The sequence below is a fragment of the Sphingorhabdus sp. genome (assembly GCF_041737645.1).
In the GTDB taxonomy this organism is placed as follows: Bacteria; Pseudomonadota; Alphaproteobacteria; order Sphingomonadales; family Sphingomonadaceae; genus Sphingorhabdus_B.
This window is the reverse complement of sequence record NZ_JBGSRI010000058.1, coordinates 25,431-41,755: the sequence shown is the minus strand read 5'-3', so window position 1 is coordinate 41,755 and position 16,325 is coordinate 25,431. Positions and strand designations below refer to the sequence as shown.

The following is a 16,325-nucleotide window of genomic DNA, read 5'->3' as shown; positions in this document are numbered from 1 at the left end:
GGGATGACAGATGAGCTTTAATACCTTTGGCCGCGTTTTTCGCTTTACCACTTGGGGGGAAAGCCATGGGCCTGCTTTGGGTGCGGTGGTCGATGGCTGTCCTCCGGGACTGGCCCTGAGTGAAGCCGATATCCAGCCCTTTCTCGACAAACGCCGCCCCGGCACGTCGCGCTTTACCACCCAACGGCAGGAACCGGACGCGGTGCGGATTTTGTCGGGGGTCTTTGAAGGCCGCACTACAGGAACGCCGATTTCGCTGATGATCGAAAATGTCGACCAACGGTCCAAAGACTATTCGGACGTCGCCACCGCCTATCGCCCCGGTCATGCAGATTACAGCTATGACGCCAAATACGGTTTCCGCGACTATCGTGGCGGGGGCCGGTCTAGCGCACGCGAAACGGCCGCGCGGGTTGCCGCCGGAGCGGTCGCAAGGGCGGTGATCCCTGATGTCGAAATTCTCGCTTATGTCGCTGAAATCGGCGGCGATGCGATTGACCGCGATAATTTCGAAGCGGCACAGATCGGGAAAAATCCGTTCTTCTGCCCCGATGAGGCAGCAGCCGGCCGCTGGGAAAAACTGGTTGATGAAGCGCGCAAGGCGGGTTCGTCGCTTGGTGCGGTGATCGAGTGCGTTGCAACCGGCGTGCCGCCCGGCTGGGGCGCGCCGCTTTATGCAAAGCTGGATAGCGAGCTTGCAGCCGCGATGATAAGCATCAATGCCGTCAAAGGCGTCGAGATCGGGGCAGGCTTTGAAGCTGCGCGCCTGCGTGGGGAGGAAAATGCCGACCGGATGCGGCCTTCGGCTGAAGGTTCGAACCACCCCCAGTTCATGGCGAATAACGCGGGCGGTATCGCTGGAGGTATCTCGACCGGGCAGCCCGTTGTCGTGCGGGTTGCGTTCAAGCCGACCTCGTCCATCCTGACGCCCGTCGAGACCATTACGCGCGAAGGCGAAGCGACGGATATCATGACCAAAGGCCGCCACGACCCCTGTGTTGGAATAAGGGGAACCCCTGTAGTCGAAGCGATGATGGCGCTGGTGCTGGCCGACCAGAAACTGTTGCACCGCGCGCAATGCGGTTAGGAGAACGACCTTGCCCAAGCTGGACATCGAAGCCATCCCGCAAAGTAACGCCACCGGTTATCCTGCGCCCTTTGACCAAGAAGTAGAGGGACGATATTGGCGCAGGCTCGCTCCTGTCGCAGGATTGAGCCAAATGGGGGCAAGCCATGTCGTCTTGAAACCAGGCGGTTGGTCATCCCACAGACATTGGCACGAAGGTGAGGATGAATTCGTGGTCATGCTCTCGGGTGAGGCCATCTTAATCGAAGACGGCGGTGAAACCGTTATGCGTGCGGGTGACGTCGCGGCTTGGCCGGCGGGCGTTCCAAACGGCCATCATCTCGTAAACCGCGCTGACCATGACTGTGTTTTTATAGCGATTGGAACAGGCGACCGAAGCAAAGGCGGCGGATATTCGGACATCGACATGACCTTCAGCGATGAAGGCTATTTCCACAAGGACGGCACGCCTTACCCGACGACGCGGTTAATTTAAGTCGCTGCATCCTCGATGCGCTGGATCGTCCATGTTTCTTCGGCGGCTGCGGCGTACCATTCTTCCATCCATGGATGCGCCATCATTGCCTCGACATAGCTTTGGGCAAAGCCGGGCAGGGTGAAGCCATATGTGACAAAGCGGGTAACAACCGGGGCAAACATAATGTCGGCGGCGCTGAAGGTTCCAAAAAGATACGGCCCTTCTTTTCCGAACCGCGACCGCGCCTCCGCCCAGTTTTGCAAGATGCGGATCGCATCGGCGCGGGTTTCCTCTGATACCGTAAAGCCAGCGACGGTTTTGCGCGTATTCATCGGGCATTCGCGGCGCAGCGCCATGTAGCTACAGTGCATTTCGGCAACCATTGATCGCGCCATAGCCCGGGCGACCTCGTCCTTCGGCCAGTACCGGTCCCGTCCGACCTTGTCAGCGAAATAATCGATGATCGCCAGGCTATCCCACACGACGGCGTCGCCATCCCATATGATCGGGACTTTGCCCGATGACGGCGCAAGGTCGTCCTCACGCTTTCGGGCGTCCCAATTGTCGTCATAAAGCGGCACGATCAGCTCGTCGAAATGCAACCCCGATTGTTTTGCCGCAAGCCAACCGCGCAAGCTCCAGCTTGAATAGGCCTTGTTTCCGATGATGAGTTTCAGCGTCATGACGCGACCGCTTCTAACACCGCGTCGCGCAAATCTTCAATCCCTCCCTTTTTTTCAGCCGATGTCACCGATAAATCGGGATAGGCCGCAACGTGCTTGCGAAGTTTTGTCATTGTGTCGGTTTCGACGGCTTCACGCTCGGTCGCTTTGATCTTGTCGGTTTTGGTGAGAACGATGCGGTAGCTAATTGCTGCATTGTCGAGCATCTTCATGATTTCATGGTCGACTTCCTTGATGCCGTGGCGGCTGTCGATCAGGACAAACACCCGTTTCAGCACGGCGCGACCGCGTAGATAGTCGTTAATCAGATAGCGCCATTGCTGCACCGTTTTAACAGGTGCCTTGGCATAGCCATAGCCCGGCATATCAACGATGCGGAACAACGCAGGATCCCCAACATCAAAGAAGTTCAATTCCTGCGTTCGGCCCGGCGTATTCGATGCGCGGGCCAGATTGTTACGGTTGACCAGCGCGTTAATTAGGCTGGATTTTCCGACGTTCGACCGTCCGGCAAAGGCAATTTCTGGCACCGAGGGTTCGGGCAAAAATTCCAGTTTCGGTGCAGACTTCAGGAATGTAACCGGGCCGGAAAAGATTTTGGAAGTCATGTCATGCATATAAAAAACCGTCACCCTGAACGCGTTTCAAGGTCTTACTTATGCGGCCGAAAGCAAGCTGCTGAAGCGAGTTTAGCATGACAGTCTTTTTGGCGACCATCATTTTCACGTTCCCGCCTTCGCCTTCTCCCGCGCTTTTTCCTCGGCTTCTTTTGCCATCTGTTCCTTAAGAATCGGATGCCGCGAATAAAGCCATTTTTGTTGTGCGATGGAAATCACGTTCGACATAACCCAATAGAGCTGAAGCCCGGCCGCGAAAGGTGCCATGATGAACATCAGGAACCAGGGCATAATCGCAAAGACCTGTTTTTGAACCTCGTCCATCGGTTGTGGATTAAGCTTCTGCATCAGCCACATCGTCACGCCGAGCAGGATGGGCAGAACGCCAATCGCAAGGAATGTCGGCGGGTCAAAGGGTATCAGACCGAACAGGTTGACCGGAGTCAAAGGATCGGGCGCCGACAAATCCTTGAGCCACAACGCGAACGGCTGATGCCGCATTTCAATGCTCAACATCAAAATCTTGTACAGCGCGAAAAAGATCGGAATCTGCAACAAGATGGGCAGGCAACCGGCAAGCGGATTGACCTTTTCATCCTTGTACAGTTTCATCATTTCTTGTTGCAGGCGCGGCTTGTCGTCTTTCAACCGTTCCTGCAATGCCTTCATCTTGGGCTGAACAGCCCGCATCTGCGCCATCGAAGCGAACTGTTTCTGCGCGACGGGGAACATGAATAGGCGGACGATGACGGTCAGGCCGAGGATCGCGACGCCGAAATTGCCGAAAACACCGAACAGCCAGTGCAAAATCCAGAAGAAAGGTATGGCGATGAACCAGAACCAGCCCCAATCGATGGCATAATCCAGCAAAGGTATGCCCTGCTTGTTGGCATACATATCGAGCGTTTCGACTTCTTTGGCGCCTGCAAAGAGGCGCGAAGTCTGCGACATGGTTGCGCCGGGGGCCACTTTACTCTGGGTCGCATTCACCATTTGCGTCCAGTAATAGCCATCCGCAGTCTTGAACGAAGCGTTGGTTTTGACCTTTTGGTCGGGGACCAATGCGGTCAACCAATACATTTCGGTCACGCCCATCCAGCCGCCGGTGGTGCTGTAATCCAACTCGCTTTTGGGCGCTTCGATCACTTCATCATAGTTGATGTTGACAATTTTGCCGTCAAACACGCCCATGGGCCCGACATGGATCTTCCAGGTATCAGGGTCAGGTGATTTGCCATTGCGGCTTAACAGCCCGAATGGGGCGACTTCGGCTTCCGTGGCTGCGCCATTGGTAAAGCGCTGCTCTGCGGTAATCATGTAATATTTGTCGACCGTCAGGATGATTTCGAACTTCTGCAGCTCGGGGTTAATCCAGCTAAGGGTCACCGGCGTTTCTGGCGTCAGCTTATTGCTGCTTGGCGTCCAAACGCTTTTGTCATCGGGGGCAACAATGCCCTTTCCGACCCAACCGAAGCGGGCAAAATGCGCCTTTGATGTACCTGATGGCGCGAATATACGGACTGGCGGTGAATCTTTGGGCAATGCCGTGCGATGCGCAAGCAGTTGCAGGTCATCGATCCGCGCGCCTTCAAGGTTGACCGAGCCTTTCAGTTTTGGCGTTTCGATCAGGATACGGGCGGACCCTTTGAGTGCGTCGCCCAACGGAATATTTTTCGCGGCGGCGGCCGATGTGATGGCTGCACCTGTTGTAGCCGAGCCGCTGGGCGTGTCTGTCGGGGCACCCTCGGTCGGGGCAGTCGCGTTCTCTGCAACCGGAATGGCCGACGGGAAGAACGTGCTGGCGACATAGGGCCAGCCGAACAGGATAAGGCCTGTCAGCAAAACTGCAATTATCAGGTTACGCTTGTCGTCCACGTTTAACTTTCCCCGTTATTCAATCTGTTGGGTGGTTCATGGCACGGGGTCGTGCCCGTGTCCGCCCCAAGGTTGGCAGCGCAATAGCCGTTTGATGGCCAGCCAGCCACCCTTAATTGCGCCATATTTCTGAAGCGCCGTAATCGCATAGGCCGAACAACTCGGGCTGTACCGACACGTCGGTGGCAAGATGCGCGATGGGCCGATCTGCCACCCGCGTGCGACCAGTATGAGCACCCGTGCGATCATTGGCACAGCTTATCCAGCGCCTTGGCCATATCCGTGCGCAATTCGCCAAAATCCCTTTCAATCCCGCCATCGCGTCCGATCAGGATATGATCGGCTCCGGCTTTACCCTTCTCGGCCAGCATTTCCCGTGCAAGAGCGCGAAAGCGGCGGCGCATCCGGTTGCGGACGACGGCATTGCCCACCTTTTTGGTGATGGTGATGCCAAGCCGAATCTCGGGCTGGTCGTCTTGCCGGTCTTTTACCAGCAAAACAAAACCGGGAGTTGCGTAACGCTTCCCCCGGTTGGCGGCCAAAAAGTCGGACCGTTTTTTGATGACGCTGTAACCGCGCATGTCGCGGCCTGCCGTCGCTTGGATCAGGCCGAAAGTTTCTTGCGGCCACGCGCGCGGCGCGAGTTAAGGATGTTGCGGCCAGCGGCGGTCGACATACGCAGACGGAAACCGTGGCGACGGGCACGCACGAGATTGCTCGGCTGAAAAGTGCGCTTCATGACTGTAATCCTTAATTTTTAGTCGGTATGAAATGAAAAGGGCCGCCGAATCTGTCCAGCGACCGCCTTTGTTGACGTGGCCATTATGCCCGGGGCGAGGAAAAGTCAACATCGGTCATGGCAGTTTCATGCCGATATCATCGCGCCGGAACATATGCAGGATATCGCGTTTGACGTCAGGGAAGGGGGGGCGTTTCCGAACTTTGCTGCGCCTGAGGGCCCAATCTGCCCACCGGCCATATTCGGGGTGGCGCTTTGACAGCCTCGAATAGCGCTTTTTGGCCCACAGCGAATGCTTGAGAATAACTCCCAGCCCAATGATGAATAAAGCAAGACCGCCCGGCCCCGGAAGCCAGCTCACTAGAGGAGCGGCGACGATCAGAATCCAGCCCAATATCACCATCGCCCACCTGTAAGCGGATGAATCGGTCCATTTCTTTGACTGGGCTTTCTGCATCGTCATGATGTGGGTTAGCCACAACGGTGTTGCAAGTTAATGTCGGTCGGACCGAAACAGATTGAAGTTGCGGCGCAAATTTACAACACTGTAAACAATTTGTGGCAGGCAAGGATAAATTTGCCGCAATACTCTTCCAAAACCTACAGAAACCGCCATATAGATAGCATTATGCCGAACGCTCTCCCTCACCTTCACCATATTGGCGTACTGCCTGCCGATATTGATTTCATGGGCCATGTGAACAACGCCCGTTATCTGAACTGGGTGCAGGATGCAGTGCTTGCTCACTGGCATAAACTCGCGCCGCCAGAAACCGCGGCCAAATATCTGTGGGTCGCACTGAAGCATGAAATCACCTATCGAAAGCCCGCTTTCCTGGACGACGATGTGATCGCGATGGTTGTGCTTGAAAAAGTGCAGGGCGCCCGTTCATTTTACGATACGGTGATAAAGCGTGGCGAGGAAGTGCTGGCCGAGGTGAAGTCAAGCTGGTGCTGCATCGATGCAGAAACCCTGCGTCCGGCGCGGATCGCGAACGAAATACAGGAATATTTCTTTCCCAAGGATTGAGGTGGGGGGTGCCCCTCTCCAACTGCACATAAAGGGGAAATGTAGAGCGCTATTCCCCTCTCTCCTTTAGGGGAGAGGTACGTAGTCTTGTGGCTTTAGCCATTAGACGAAGTGGAGAGGGGGAGGTCGTGCGCAAACTTCAATATTGCTGCCCCTCTCCAACTGCGCCTAGGCCTTTCGGCCAAGGCTTCGTATCCTCTCCCCTGAGCCGAAGGCGGCCGGAGGCCAACGGGAGAGGGCGAGGTGGGACACAAGCCTCCAAAACCCAACCGCAATCAAAAAATCGGGTCGTTCGCTCCGCCATCATCGAGCAGCGTGGTTTCGGTGTGAATGCCGCATTCGACCTTGTCCCAGCCTTTCCACCGGCCAGAACGCGGATCTTCGCCCGGAGCGACCTTTGTGGTGCACGGCGAGCAGCCGATGGAGGGATAGCCTTGTTCCACCAGCGGATGCGCAGGGAGATCATGTTCGGCCATATAGGCGTCCAGACGCGCCTTGTCCCAGTCGGCCAGCGGATTGACCTTCAGGCGGCCTTCCTCGATTTCAAAGCGGGGCAGAGCTTTGCGGGTCGATGACTGAAACGCCTTGCGACCGGTAAATTGGGCATCGAAACCTGCCAGAGCCGATTTCAGGGGCAAAACCTTGCGGATTTCGCAGCAGCCGTCCGGGTCATAGGACCAGCGTAGGCCCGTGCCGTCCTTTTGAGCGAGCAACTCGGGATCTGGTGTCAGGTTACGCAGGTCGATAAACCCAATCTTTTCGCGCAGTTCTTCGCGATAGGTAATGGTCTCCGGAAAATGCTTGCCCGTTTCCAGAAACAGCACGGGTACATTGGGGTCGATGCTCGCGATCAGGTGCAGCAATACGGCGCTTTCTGCGCCAAAGCTGGAAACAATCGCTGCATCGCCAAGCATGTTTTCCTTGAGCAACACCGTCAGCATCTCGACCGTATCGCGCCCACGGAACATGTTATTGAGGCGAACGGCGTCGGCCTCTGTGTAACGGGGCGCTGTGTCGATCCGGTCAATGATGCGGACATGCTCACCCATGGCGCAGCTTCCATACCGGTACGGCGGCATCGGCGGCACCCTGATAGACATTCTCGTAACGCGCAAAAGCGGCCTCGACATCGGCGGGATTGAGCGAACCCTCGGGTGCAAAGCTGTCAAAGCCGCAGCGCCGCATGAAGGCGATCTGGTCGACAAGCACGTCACCCTGCGCCCTCAATTCACCAGTGTATCCGGCTTCGCGCAGGATGCGCGCCGAGCTATAGCCACGCCCGTCCCGAAACTTCGGGAAGGCCACCTCAATCAGCGTAAGCCGATCCAGAAACGGAATCAGGGCGCGGGCGTCGTCATCGGGCTCCAGCCGGACTGCGGTCGCGTTCGACTGGTCCAGGAAGGCGTCGAGCGTGACTGAAGGTTGTTCGGTGACTTCATCGTCGCGATAGCGGAACTCAACCATAAATCGCCTCCTTGAACGGTTCCATGCCCACACGACGGTAGGTATCGACGAAGCGTTCATCACCGTCACGCAGTTCGCGATATTTTTCGACAGCCTTTTCGACCGCATCGATAATACCGTCTTCGTCGAACCCGGGACCGGTTATCTTGCCGATCGAAACATCCTCGGCACCCGATCCACCCAATGTCAGCTGGTAATTTTCCACGCCTTTTTTGTCGACGCCGAGGATACCGATGTGCCCGGCATGGTGATGGCCGCAGGCGTTGATGCAGCCCGATATTTTGAGCTTCAGCTCACCGATGTCGCGTTGCCGTTCCGCATCGGCAAAGCGCGTTGCGATCTTCTGTGCAATGGGGATCGAGCGGGCGTTGGCGAGACTGCAATAATCAAGGCCTGGGCAGGCGATGATATCGCTGATCAGGTCAAGATTGGCGTTGGCAAGTTCCGCTTCGCGCAGGGCGTGCCAGACAGCATATAGGTCGCGCTTGGCAACGTATGGCAGTACGATGTTCTGCGCGTGCGTTACCCGCAGTTCGTCGAAGCTGTACTTCTCTGCTAGGTCAGCCATGACATCGATCTGCGAAGACGATGCATCGCCGGGGATTCCGCCAATCGGCTTCAAACTGATATTTACGATGGCATAGCCCGCCTGCTTGTGCGGCTTCACATTCTGGTCAAGCCAGACGGCGAAATCCGGGTCGCTGCGGTCAGGTTCAGCTTCGGTGGCTTCAAAAGCCGGCGGTGCGAAGAAAGCAGTGATGCGTTCAAGTTCAGCCAAAGGCGGGTCGATGCCCAATGTTTTCACATGGGCAAATTCTTCCGTAACCTGACGGCGATATTCGTCAGCGCCGATTTCGTGCACGAGGATTTTGATCCGTGCCTTGTAGACGTTATCGCGGCGTCCATAGCGGTTGTATACGCGCAGGCAGGCCTCGATATAGCTAAGCAGGTCATCAGCCTCAACAAACGGATTGATCTCCGGCGCGATCATCGGGGTCCGGCCCATGCCGCCGCCAACGAACACACGTGCGCCCAGAACGCCGTCTTTCTTCACGAGTTCAAGCCCGATGTCATGCAAACGCATCGCCGCGCGGTCTTCTGGTGACGCGATGACCGCGATCTTGAATTTGCGTGGCAGGTAGCTGAATTCCGGGTGGAAAGTTGACCATTGGCGCAGCAGTTCGGCCAACGGACGAGGGTCGGCGACTTCATCTGCGGCAGCGCCTGCATATTGGTCCGAACTGATGTTGCGGATGCAATTGCCGCTGGTCTGGATGGCGTGCATCTCGACACTGGCCAGATCCTCAAGCAGGTCGGCGCATTCTTCCAGCTTGATCCAGTTATACTGGATGTTCTGGCGCGTGGTGAAATGGCCGTAATCCCGGTCATATTTGCGCGCAATGTGAGCGAGCATCCGCGTCTGGCGGCTGTCGAGCGTGCCATAAGGAATGGCGACGCGCAGCATATAGGCGTGCAGTTGTAGGTATAGACCGTTCATCAGCCGCAAGGGCTTGAACTGGTCTTCCGTAATTTCCCCCGCCATGCGGCGATTCACCTGATCGCGAAATTCCGCCACGCGGGCGTCGACGATGGCTTGGTCGTAATTGTCATATTTATACATGTCAGATGATCCAATCGCCAGCAGCGGGGTCTGCGGGTTTGAGGGTAAGGTCGGGACGGACGGTCGGGCCAAGCGCGCGCACGCGGTCCTTGATGTGCGCGGGGCGGGGGCCTTCGGGGGTGTCAATCGCGTCGATGATATAGGGGGCATTCACACGCCGCGCGCCTTCTTCGGCGTGCAAAATGGCTTCACCGCTTTCACCGACATCGACGGCATCTTCGACATGGATCGACCAGCCACTGCCGGTCCACCAGGTGACGGCACCCGAACCCAATTCATTTCCGGTCAGTAATTTCACGCCAAAGTCTCCGCTTGTTTAGCAAAATGGATGAGCCGGTCTTCGGCATCGGATTTCAGAACAACATCGCCGACGATGATAATCGCGGGTGAAGTGACCTTCTCACGCACAATCATGTCGCCAAGATCGGTCAGGATCGTCCGCAACGCGCGCGAATTTGGCCGCGTAACGCGTTCGAGGACGGCGACGGGCGTGTCGGGCGACAGGCCGTCGCAAATCAGCTTTTCGGTGATATCCGCAGCAGTGGCGATGCCCATATAGATTACGAGCGTGCGTCCCTTGCCAGCAAGCCCGGCCCAGTTCTGGTCGGTAAGGCCCTTGCACTGCCCAGCGACAAAGGTCACTGCGCTCGACGCGTCGCGGTGGGTGAGGGGGAGCAGCGCACCTGCGGCCCCGCCCATCGCAGCGGAAATGCCGGGAACTACCTCGACATCGATACCGGCTTCACGGCAGGATTCGGCTTCTTCACCGCCGCGTCCGAAGATGAAGGGATCGCCGCCCTTGAGGCGCACGACCATATGCCCTGCGAGGGCCTCACGCACGAGGATGTCATTGATGCCTTCTTGAGGCACCGTGTGCTTTGACCGGCTCTTCGCCACTGAAATCAGCCGCGCTGCCGGGTTAATCATCGCCATGATCGCGTCATCGACCAGACCGTCATGCACGACGACATCTGCCGTCGAAATCAGGCGCGCCGCCTTGAGTGTCAGCAGTTCAGGGTCACCGGGACCTGCACCAACCAGAAAGACTCTTGCTTTTTTCATCCAGCCAAAATGCGCCGGATGAAGCGCTGCTTCAAATGAGGATAAGTTGGTGTTGCCCTAGAAGAACTTTAGGACATTATTTTCCCGGGCTGGGAGCAGCGCTTTCTTCGTCTTTCATCCCGATGCCGATCATCGCCTTTGGCACCTCATTTTCCGAGGAAACGACAGGATAGGCGCAATAATCGGCTGCGTAATAGGCGCTAGGGCGATGGTTGCCTGATAGGCCAATGCCGCCAAAGGGGGCGGCCGATGACGCGCCATTGGTGGGCGCATTCCAGTTCACGATGCCGGCGCGACTGTTGGCCCAAAATTCGTCATATTGCTGGGCGGTCCCGCCTATCAACGACGCTGAAAGGCCAAAACGGGTGTTGTTGGCCTCAATAATCGCCGCGGTGAAATCTGCGACACGGATAATCTGGAGCAGCGGGCCGAAGAGTTCGATGTCGGGTCTTTCCTTCATATCCGTGACGTCGATCATGCCGGGCGAAAGAAATGGCCGCCCCTGAATCGGCACTTTCATATGTTTGATGGGCCGCCCGCCACGACTCATCAACGCCAGAAAGCTCTCAACCAGATTATCACAGACGTCGTTATCGATAACTGGCCCCATGAATGGTGGCGGCTCGCCATGCGGTTCGCCGATGATTAGCCGGTCCGCGATTTTCTTCACCTCGCTGACCAAAAGGTCGTAGATATCGTCTTTGACAATCAGGCGGCGCGCGGCGGTGCAGCGTTGTCCTGCGCTTAAAAAGGCAGACTGCACGACCAACACAGCCGCGCTGTGAATATCACGGGTGTCCCACACGATAATCGGATTATTGCCACCCATTTCGAGGGCAAGGATCTTGTCAGGTCGATGGGCAAACTGCCGGTTGAGGGCGATGCCGGTCTGGGCCGATCCTGTGAACAATAAACCGTCAATGTCAGGGTGCGCCGACAATGCCTTGCCGATGTCGGGTCCTCCGTGAACGACGCGCACGACATTCTCTGGAATCCCGGCCTTGTGATAAAAATCGACGAGCATCTGGCCGCTTGCCGGTGTCTTCTCCGACGGCTTGAAAACGATGGCATTGCCCGCAATCAGGGCGGGGATGATATGTCCGTTCGGCAGATGTGCCGGAAAATTATAAGGCCCCAGGACCGCAAGTACCCCATGCGGCTTGTGCCGCAGCGCGCTTCTGGTTCCGGCCTTGCCATCCAGACGCCGTTGCGCGGTCCGGTCGGCATAGGCCCTGATTGAAATATCGACCTTGTTGATGACGGATTCAACTTCGGTTCGTGCTTCCCAAAGCGGCTTTCCGGTTTCGCGTGCGATGACGTCGGCAAATTGTTCCAGATCGGCGCGCACGCGGTTTGCAAAACTGCGGACACGCTCAATCCGTTCGGACAAGGGTGCAGCGGCCCAGTTGGGCCATGCCGATCTGGCTTTGGCCACTTCGGTATCGACATCGCTCGTCCGCCCGCGCCAAAGTTCGGCGCCTGTTGCGGGTTCGAAGGATATCAGTTCGGACACATAATGCCTTTTGTTATTATGGTTAATATCGGTCCACTATAATCTGAACGCAAACATTTTATATCAGGTAAATCAATTCTGTAAAACTCAACGCTGTGAAAGTGCATGCCCCATGATCCGGATCGCTTCCACCTTTTGGTGCAACGGCTGCCAATCATCGTGCTCTGCGATTGGGGCCCATATATGTTCGACTTCGGCTATCAGCATCGAACAAGGCGGCGATGCTGTCCAATAGGAAGTCCCGGAGTCGTCCTGGGACGGATATTTCGCGAGCAATGCTTCGAAATCTACGCCGTGTTCATGTGTTTGGTCTGACCATCCGATGCGCCCGCCGCGATAGGCATGGAAAAACACATCGATCGGAATCTTTCCCCGCACCATGAACCGCTCGCCGGCTTCGACCAGTTCGCGGTCGCGGTCGATCCCCTGTGACTGCACACCTAGCCGCCACAAAAATCGCGTGATAATGGCGGACTGAAAAAGTGCAGGAAAGCGTTCCAGCGCCTCGATCAACGGAGGCGCTTCGCATATCAACCGCAACGATACCGCTAGCTGACCGAGATTCCAGTGCATCGCCTCGGCCTGTCGTCCAAAAGCATAAAGGCCGCTTTCATCAAAATAGGCAGCGGTGAAATGCGGGTCCCAATATTCGGTGAACCGCCAAGGCCCATAGTCGAAGCTTTCCCCGGTAATGTTGATATTATCGGTATTCAAAACGCCGTGCACGAATCCGGCCACCATATAAGAAGCGGCCAAATCTGCGATGCGTTCCACGGCGAGGTGGAGCAGTTGCGCCGCCGGATTTTCGCCGGGGGTTTCATTGTACAAAATCGTCAAACAATAACGCACCAGCCGCGCCATCATGTCGGCGTCACCCTCCGCCGCTATGCGCTGGAACGTGCCGATACGGATGTGGCTATGACTGAGCCGCACGAGCACCGCAGAGCGTGTGGGCGAAGGCTCGTCTCCTCGGACCAATTCTTCGCCGGTTTCAATGACGGAAAATGTTTTTGACGTATTTACGCCAAGCGCTTCGAGCATCTCTGTCGCCAAAATCTCGCGGACTGCGCCTTTCAAGGTAAGCCGTCCATCGCCCCGTCGACTATATGGTGTCGTTCCCGACCCTTTGGTCGCCAGATCAAGCAAACGGCCATGGCCATCGCGTAACTGGGCGAACAGAAATCCCCGCCCGTCGCCGATTTCCGGATTATACACCCGGAACTGGTGACCGTGATAGCGCAGGGCAAGCGGTTCCGGCATATTGTCAGGTAAAGGCTCGAACCGGCCGAAGTGTCGCACCCAGTCTGCATCGCTTAAATTCTCGAGCCCCACGGTTGCAGCCCAGCGGTCATTGCGGAACCGCAATATGGTCTCGGGAAAATTGGCCGCTTTGACCGTGTCGCCAATTTTTGCACCAAGGCTGGCGATTTTCGGATCAGGGCGATAGGGGGAGGACAGAACTTTAATATGCATCGGTCCTGTTTGGGCGGGGCGCAAGGGAAAGGCAAGTATGGCGGCAGTTCGCATCCTTCATTTGCACAGCAGTTTCAATCTCGGCGGGCAGGAATCGCGCACGGTGCGATTGATGAATCATTTTGGCGATCAGGCCGAGCATAGTATATTATCGGCTGTCCCCGATGCATTTGGCGCGGCGGATGCCATAGACAGACGGATCAAGTTTAGCCTGCCAAAGGATGCTGCGCCATCGCTGGCCGGAATGCCCGGCATGGGCCGCTATCGCAAGCTGGCCGCTTATATGAAACGATTCCATCTGGTGCTCAGCTATAACTGGGGCGCGATGGACGGTGTAATGGCGCGTACATTATTGGGACAAGCCCAAGGTTTGCCGCCGCTGATCCACCATGAAGACGGTTTCAACCATGACGAAATCGACCGCCTGAAGCAGCGCCGCAACTGGTTTCGAACGATAGCATTGCAGCGTGCCCATTCGCTTGTGGTGCCGTCGAAAACGCTGGAGAAAATTGCGCGCACCGCCTGGCATCAGCCGCTCGACAAGATTTGCCGCTTTCCCAACGGCATCGACACCGACCATTATAACCGCCGTCCGCAACGCGGCTCCTTTCCCGGTTTTCAAAAGCGCGAGGGCGAAATTGTGGTCGGAACCATTGCGGGGCTACGGACAGTCAAAAACCTGCCACGTCTTGTCCGTGCTGTGGCGGCGGCCGGCCCCAATATCAGGCTGGCTATTGCGGGTGAAGGGCCGGAGCGGGGAGCCATTTTGGCCGAGGCCGAGCGGTTGGGAATTGCCGACCGTGTCATGATGCCGGGTTTTTTGAAGGACCCGGCGCGTTATATCCGGTTGTTCGATATATTCGCGCTGAGTTCTGACAGCGAACAATATCCGATTTCATTGGTCGAAGCGATGACCAGCGCAATTCCGGCGGTTTCGACCGATGTGGGTGATGTCCGCAACATCGTTGCGCGGGAAAATCTGCCGTTCATCGTCGCCCGTGATGACGAAGCCGCATTGGCCAATGCGATTGCGACGCTGGCTAATGATGTCGTTTTGCGTCATAATGTCGGTGATGCCAACCGGACGATTGCCTGTTCGCAATATGACGAAGCAACAATGTTCGCCCGATATCGCCAGCTTTACGGGTCTGCGATGAAGCGCGCCGATTTTGCGCGACAAGCATGATTGTTTGGGATAGCGGCGAAATATAGGAGCAAGGGAAGGTGCTTTCGGGCGCCAATTACAATACATAGGGGTCGTGTTTGTGTTCAAGGGTCTAAAACCCATTATCTATGGTGGCCGTGAAGTCTGGCCATTGGTTGAAGGTGGCAAGGGTGTTGCTGCGACCAATCATGCAAGTTCGGGCGCGTGGGCTGCTGCTGGAGGTATCGGGACGGTGTCGGCGGTGAACGCTGACAGCTATGACGAAAATGGCGACATGATACCGCAGGTTTTCCATGGCAAAACCCGGGCCGAACGCCATGAAGAGCTTGTCGAATATGGCATCAAGGGCGGCATCGCGCAGGTAAAGCTGGCGCATGAAATCGCTGGCGGCAAGGGTGCGATCAACATCAACGTTTTATGGGAAATGGGCGGCGCCCAGCGCATATTGCACGGCATCCTGGAAGCAACGCCGGGGATGGTAACGGGCGTTACCTGCGGGGCAGGAATGCCCTACAAGCTGTCCGAAATTGCTGCGCAATATAGCGTCTATTATCTTCCGATCATCAGTTCGGCACGGGCATTTCGCGCGCTCTGGAAGCGGGCTTATCATAAGGTGCCTGAATGGCTTGGGGCCGTTGTTTACGAAGATCCCTGGCTTGCTGGCGGCCACAATGGTCTGTCAAACGCTGAAGACCCGCGCAGTCCGGAAGACCCTTATCTACGTGTCAAAGCGCTCCGCGAAGTCATGCGGGCCGAGGGTATTCCCGACACATTACCGATCATCATGGCAGGCGGCGTCTGGTTCTTGCGCGAATGGGACAATTGGATCGACAGTCCCGAATTGGGACAGATTGCTTTTCAGTTCGGCACCCGGCCATTGCTGACACAGGAAAGCCCGATACCCGGCGGATGGAAAGATGCCCTGACCAAGATCCCCGAAGACGGCGTCTTGCTGCACCAGTTTTCGCCAACAGGTTTTTATTCCAGTGCGGTTATCAATCCGTTTCTGGAGGAACTGCAAGCGCGTTCGGCACGGCAGATCAGGTACATGCAGGCGGCTGATCCTGAACATACGATCCAGCTTGATGTCGGCGTAAAGGGAAAGAATTTCTGGGTAACACCGGCCGACCTGATGAAGGCGCGGGAATGGGATGCACGTGGCTTTACCGTCGCGCTCAAGACACCCGATAACAGTCTCGTATTTGTGACCCCGAAATCGGGAGAGGTCATCCGCAAGGACCAGAAGGATTGCATGGGCTGTCTTTCGCATTGTGGTTTTTCCTCCTGGAAGGACCATGATAATAACAGCACCGGCCGCCTTGCCGATCCGCGTAGTTTTTGCATTCAAAAGGCGTTGCAAAACATCGCACATGGCGCGCCGATTGACGAAAATCTGATGTTTGCAGGGCATAGCGCTTATTTGTTTGGCAAGGATCCATTTTATTCCAATGGGTTCGTTCCGACGGTTAAACAACTGGTGGATCGCATCCTGACCGGCGATTGATTACCGCGGTCATTTACCGATTATTGACCTTATCC

The 16,325-nt window shown here is 56.5% G+C and carries 19 protein-coding genes; 5 read left to right on the top strand and 14 right to left on the bottom strand.

Annotated features, from left to right (window positions below; translation table 11 throughout):
* Positions 1 to 10 precede the first annotated feature (10 nt).
* Together aroC and ACEW72_RS10845 are read left to right on the top strand one after the other, a co-directional pair.
* Positions 11 to 1,087: a chorismate synthase gene (aroC, locus tag ACEW72_RS10850; RefSeq protein ID WP_373476396.1), complete on the top strand. Its 1,077-nt coding sequence runs from the start codon at positions 11 to 13 to the stop codon at positions 1,085 to 1,087.
* 10 nt (positions 1,088 to 1,097) lie between these two features.
* Positions 1,098 to 1,562 (top strand): cupin domain-containing protein, encoded by a 465-nt coding sequence (locus tag ACEW72_RS10845; protein ID WP_373476395.1) that lies wholly within the window; start codon positions 1,098 to 1,100, stop codon positions 1,560 to 1,562.
* On the opposite strand, the gene ACEW72_RS10840 is transcribed toward ACEW72_RS10845, so the two are convergent.
* From ACEW72_RS10840 to ACEW72_RS10810, 7 genes are all read right to left on the bottom strand, one after another.
* Positions 1,559 to 2,221 carry a glutathione S-transferase family protein gene (locus tag ACEW72_RS10840; protein ID WP_373476420.1) on the bottom strand — a complete coding sequence of 221 codons (663 nt, stop codon included), beginning with the start codon at positions 2,219 to 2,221 and terminating at the stop codon, positions 1,559 to 1,561. The two genes, ACEW72_RS10845 and ACEW72_RS10840, sit on opposite strands and share 4 nt — an antisense overlap.
* A gap of 2 nt (positions 2,222 to 2,223) precedes the next feature.
* Positions 2,224 to 2,844, bottom strand: coding sequence for a ribosome biogenesis GTP-binding protein YihA/YsxC (gene yihA / locus ACEW72_RS10835; protein WP_373476394.1), 621 nt, complete (start codon positions 2,842 to 2,844; stop codon positions 2,224 to 2,226).
* Between the two features lie 105 nt (positions 2,845 to 2,949).
* On the bottom strand, positions 2,950 to 4,719 hold the full coding sequence (yidC, locus tag ACEW72_RS10830) for a membrane protein insertase YidC (protein ID WP_373476393.1): 1,770 nt from the start codon (positions 4,717 to 4,719) through the stop codon (positions 2,950 to 2,952).
* A gap of 36 nt (positions 4,720 to 4,755) precedes the next feature.
* Positions 4,756 to 4,968, bottom strand: coding sequence for a membrane protein insertion efficiency factor YidD (yidD, locus tag ACEW72_RS10825; RefSeq protein ID WP_373476419.1), 213 nt, complete (start codon positions 4,966 to 4,968; stop codon positions 4,756 to 4,758).
* A complete protein-coding gene (gene rnpA / locus ACEW72_RS10820; protein ID WP_373476418.1) occupies positions 4,965 to 5,282 on the bottom strand; it encodes a ribonuclease P protein component in 318 nt (105 codons plus the stop codon). Before rnpA ends, yidD begins: the two co-directional genes overlap by 4 nt.
* Before the next feature lie 41 nt (positions 5,283 to 5,323).
* Complete coding sequence (gene rpmH, locus ACEW72_RS10815) at positions 5,324 to 5,458, bottom strand: 50S ribosomal protein L34 (protein WP_373476392.1); 135 nt, start codon at positions 5,456 to 5,458, stop codon at positions 5,324 to 5,326.
* A 115-nt stretch (positions 5,459 to 5,573) separates the two neighbouring features.
* Positions 5,574 to 5,921 (bottom strand): hypothetical protein, encoded by a 348-nt coding sequence (locus ACEW72_RS10810; RefSeq protein ID WP_373476391.1) that lies wholly within the window; start codon positions 5,919 to 5,921, stop codon positions 5,574 to 5,576.
* A 165-nt stretch (positions 5,922 to 6,086) separates the two neighbouring features.
* Here ACEW72_RS10810 and ACEW72_RS10805 point away from each other — a divergent pair, with 165 nt between their 5' ends.
* Complete coding sequence (locus ACEW72_RS10805) at positions 6,087 to 6,488, top strand: acyl-CoA thioesterase (protein WP_373476390.1); 402 nt, start codon at positions 6,087 to 6,089, stop codon at positions 6,486 to 6,488.
* 275 nt (positions 6,489 to 6,763) lie between these two features.
* Here the strand turns inward: ACEW72_RS10805 and ACEW72_RS10800 are convergent, their stop codons facing one another.
* The 7 genes from ACEW72_RS10800 to ACEW72_RS10770 all read right to left on the bottom strand — a co-directional run bounded on the left by ACEW72_RS10800 (position 6,764) and on the right by ACEW72_RS10770 (position 13,621).
* Positions 6,764 to 7,537, bottom strand: a complete 774-nt coding sequence (locus ACEW72_RS10800; RefSeq protein WP_373476389.1) for a phosphoadenylyl-sulfate reductase — start codon at positions 7,535 to 7,537, stop codon at positions 6,764 to 6,766.
* Positions 7,530 to 7,952: a DUF934 domain-containing protein gene (locus tag ACEW72_RS10795; RefSeq protein ID WP_373476388.1), complete on the bottom strand. Its 423-nt coding sequence runs from the start codon at positions 7,950 to 7,952 to the stop codon at positions 7,530 to 7,532. The genes ACEW72_RS10800 and ACEW72_RS10795 overlap by 8 nt, the downstream gene beginning before the upstream one ends.
* Complete coding sequence (locus ACEW72_RS10790) at positions 7,945 to 9,573, bottom strand: nitrite/sulfite reductase (protein ID WP_373476387.1); 1,629 nt, start codon at positions 9,571 to 9,573, stop codon at positions 7,945 to 7,947. The genes ACEW72_RS10795 and ACEW72_RS10790 overlap by 8 nt, the downstream gene beginning before the upstream one ends.
* Position 9,574: 1 nt before the next feature.
* Complete coding sequence (locus ACEW72_RS10785; RefSeq protein WP_373476386.1) at positions 9,575 to 9,871, bottom strand: DUF2849 domain-containing protein; 297 nt, start codon at positions 9,869 to 9,871, stop codon at positions 9,575 to 9,577.
* Positions 9,868 to 10,635, bottom strand: a complete 768-nt coding sequence (gene cobA / locus ACEW72_RS10780; protein WP_373476385.1) for a uroporphyrinogen-III C-methyltransferase — start codon at positions 10,633 to 10,635, stop codon at positions 9,868 to 9,870. Before cobA ends, ACEW72_RS10785 begins: the two co-directional genes overlap by 4 nt.
* A 76-nt stretch (positions 10,636 to 10,711) precedes the next feature.
* Complete coding sequence (gene astD, locus ACEW72_RS10775; RefSeq protein WP_373476384.1) at positions 10,712 to 12,148, bottom strand: succinylglutamate-semialdehyde dehydrogenase; 1,437 nt, start codon at positions 12,146 to 12,148, stop codon at positions 10,712 to 10,714.
* An 87-nt stretch (positions 12,149 to 12,235) separates the two neighbouring features.
* On the bottom strand, positions 12,236 to 13,621 hold the full coding sequence (locus tag ACEW72_RS10770) for a protein adenylyltransferase SelO family protein (RefSeq protein ID WP_373476383.1): 1,386 nt from the start codon (positions 13,619 to 13,621) through the stop codon (positions 12,236 to 12,238).
* 37 nt (positions 13,622 to 13,658) lie between these two features.
* Between ACEW72_RS10770 and ACEW72_RS10765 the strand changes: the two genes are divergently transcribed.
* On the top strand, positions 13,659 to 14,807 hold the full coding sequence (locus tag ACEW72_RS10765) for a glycosyltransferase family 4 protein (RefSeq protein WP_373476382.1): 1,149 nt from the start codon (positions 13,659 to 13,661) through the stop codon (positions 14,805 to 14,807).
* 79 nt (positions 14,808 to 14,886) lie between these two features.
* The gene (locus ACEW72_RS10760; protein WP_373476381.1) at positions 14,887 to 16,290 is read left to right on the top strand and encodes an NAD(P)H-dependent flavin oxidoreductase; all 1,404 of its coding nucleotides are present in this window, start codon (positions 14,887 to 14,889) and stop codon (positions 16,288 to 16,290) included.
* The last annotated feature ends 35 nt before the right edge of the window (positions 16,291 to 16,325 follow it).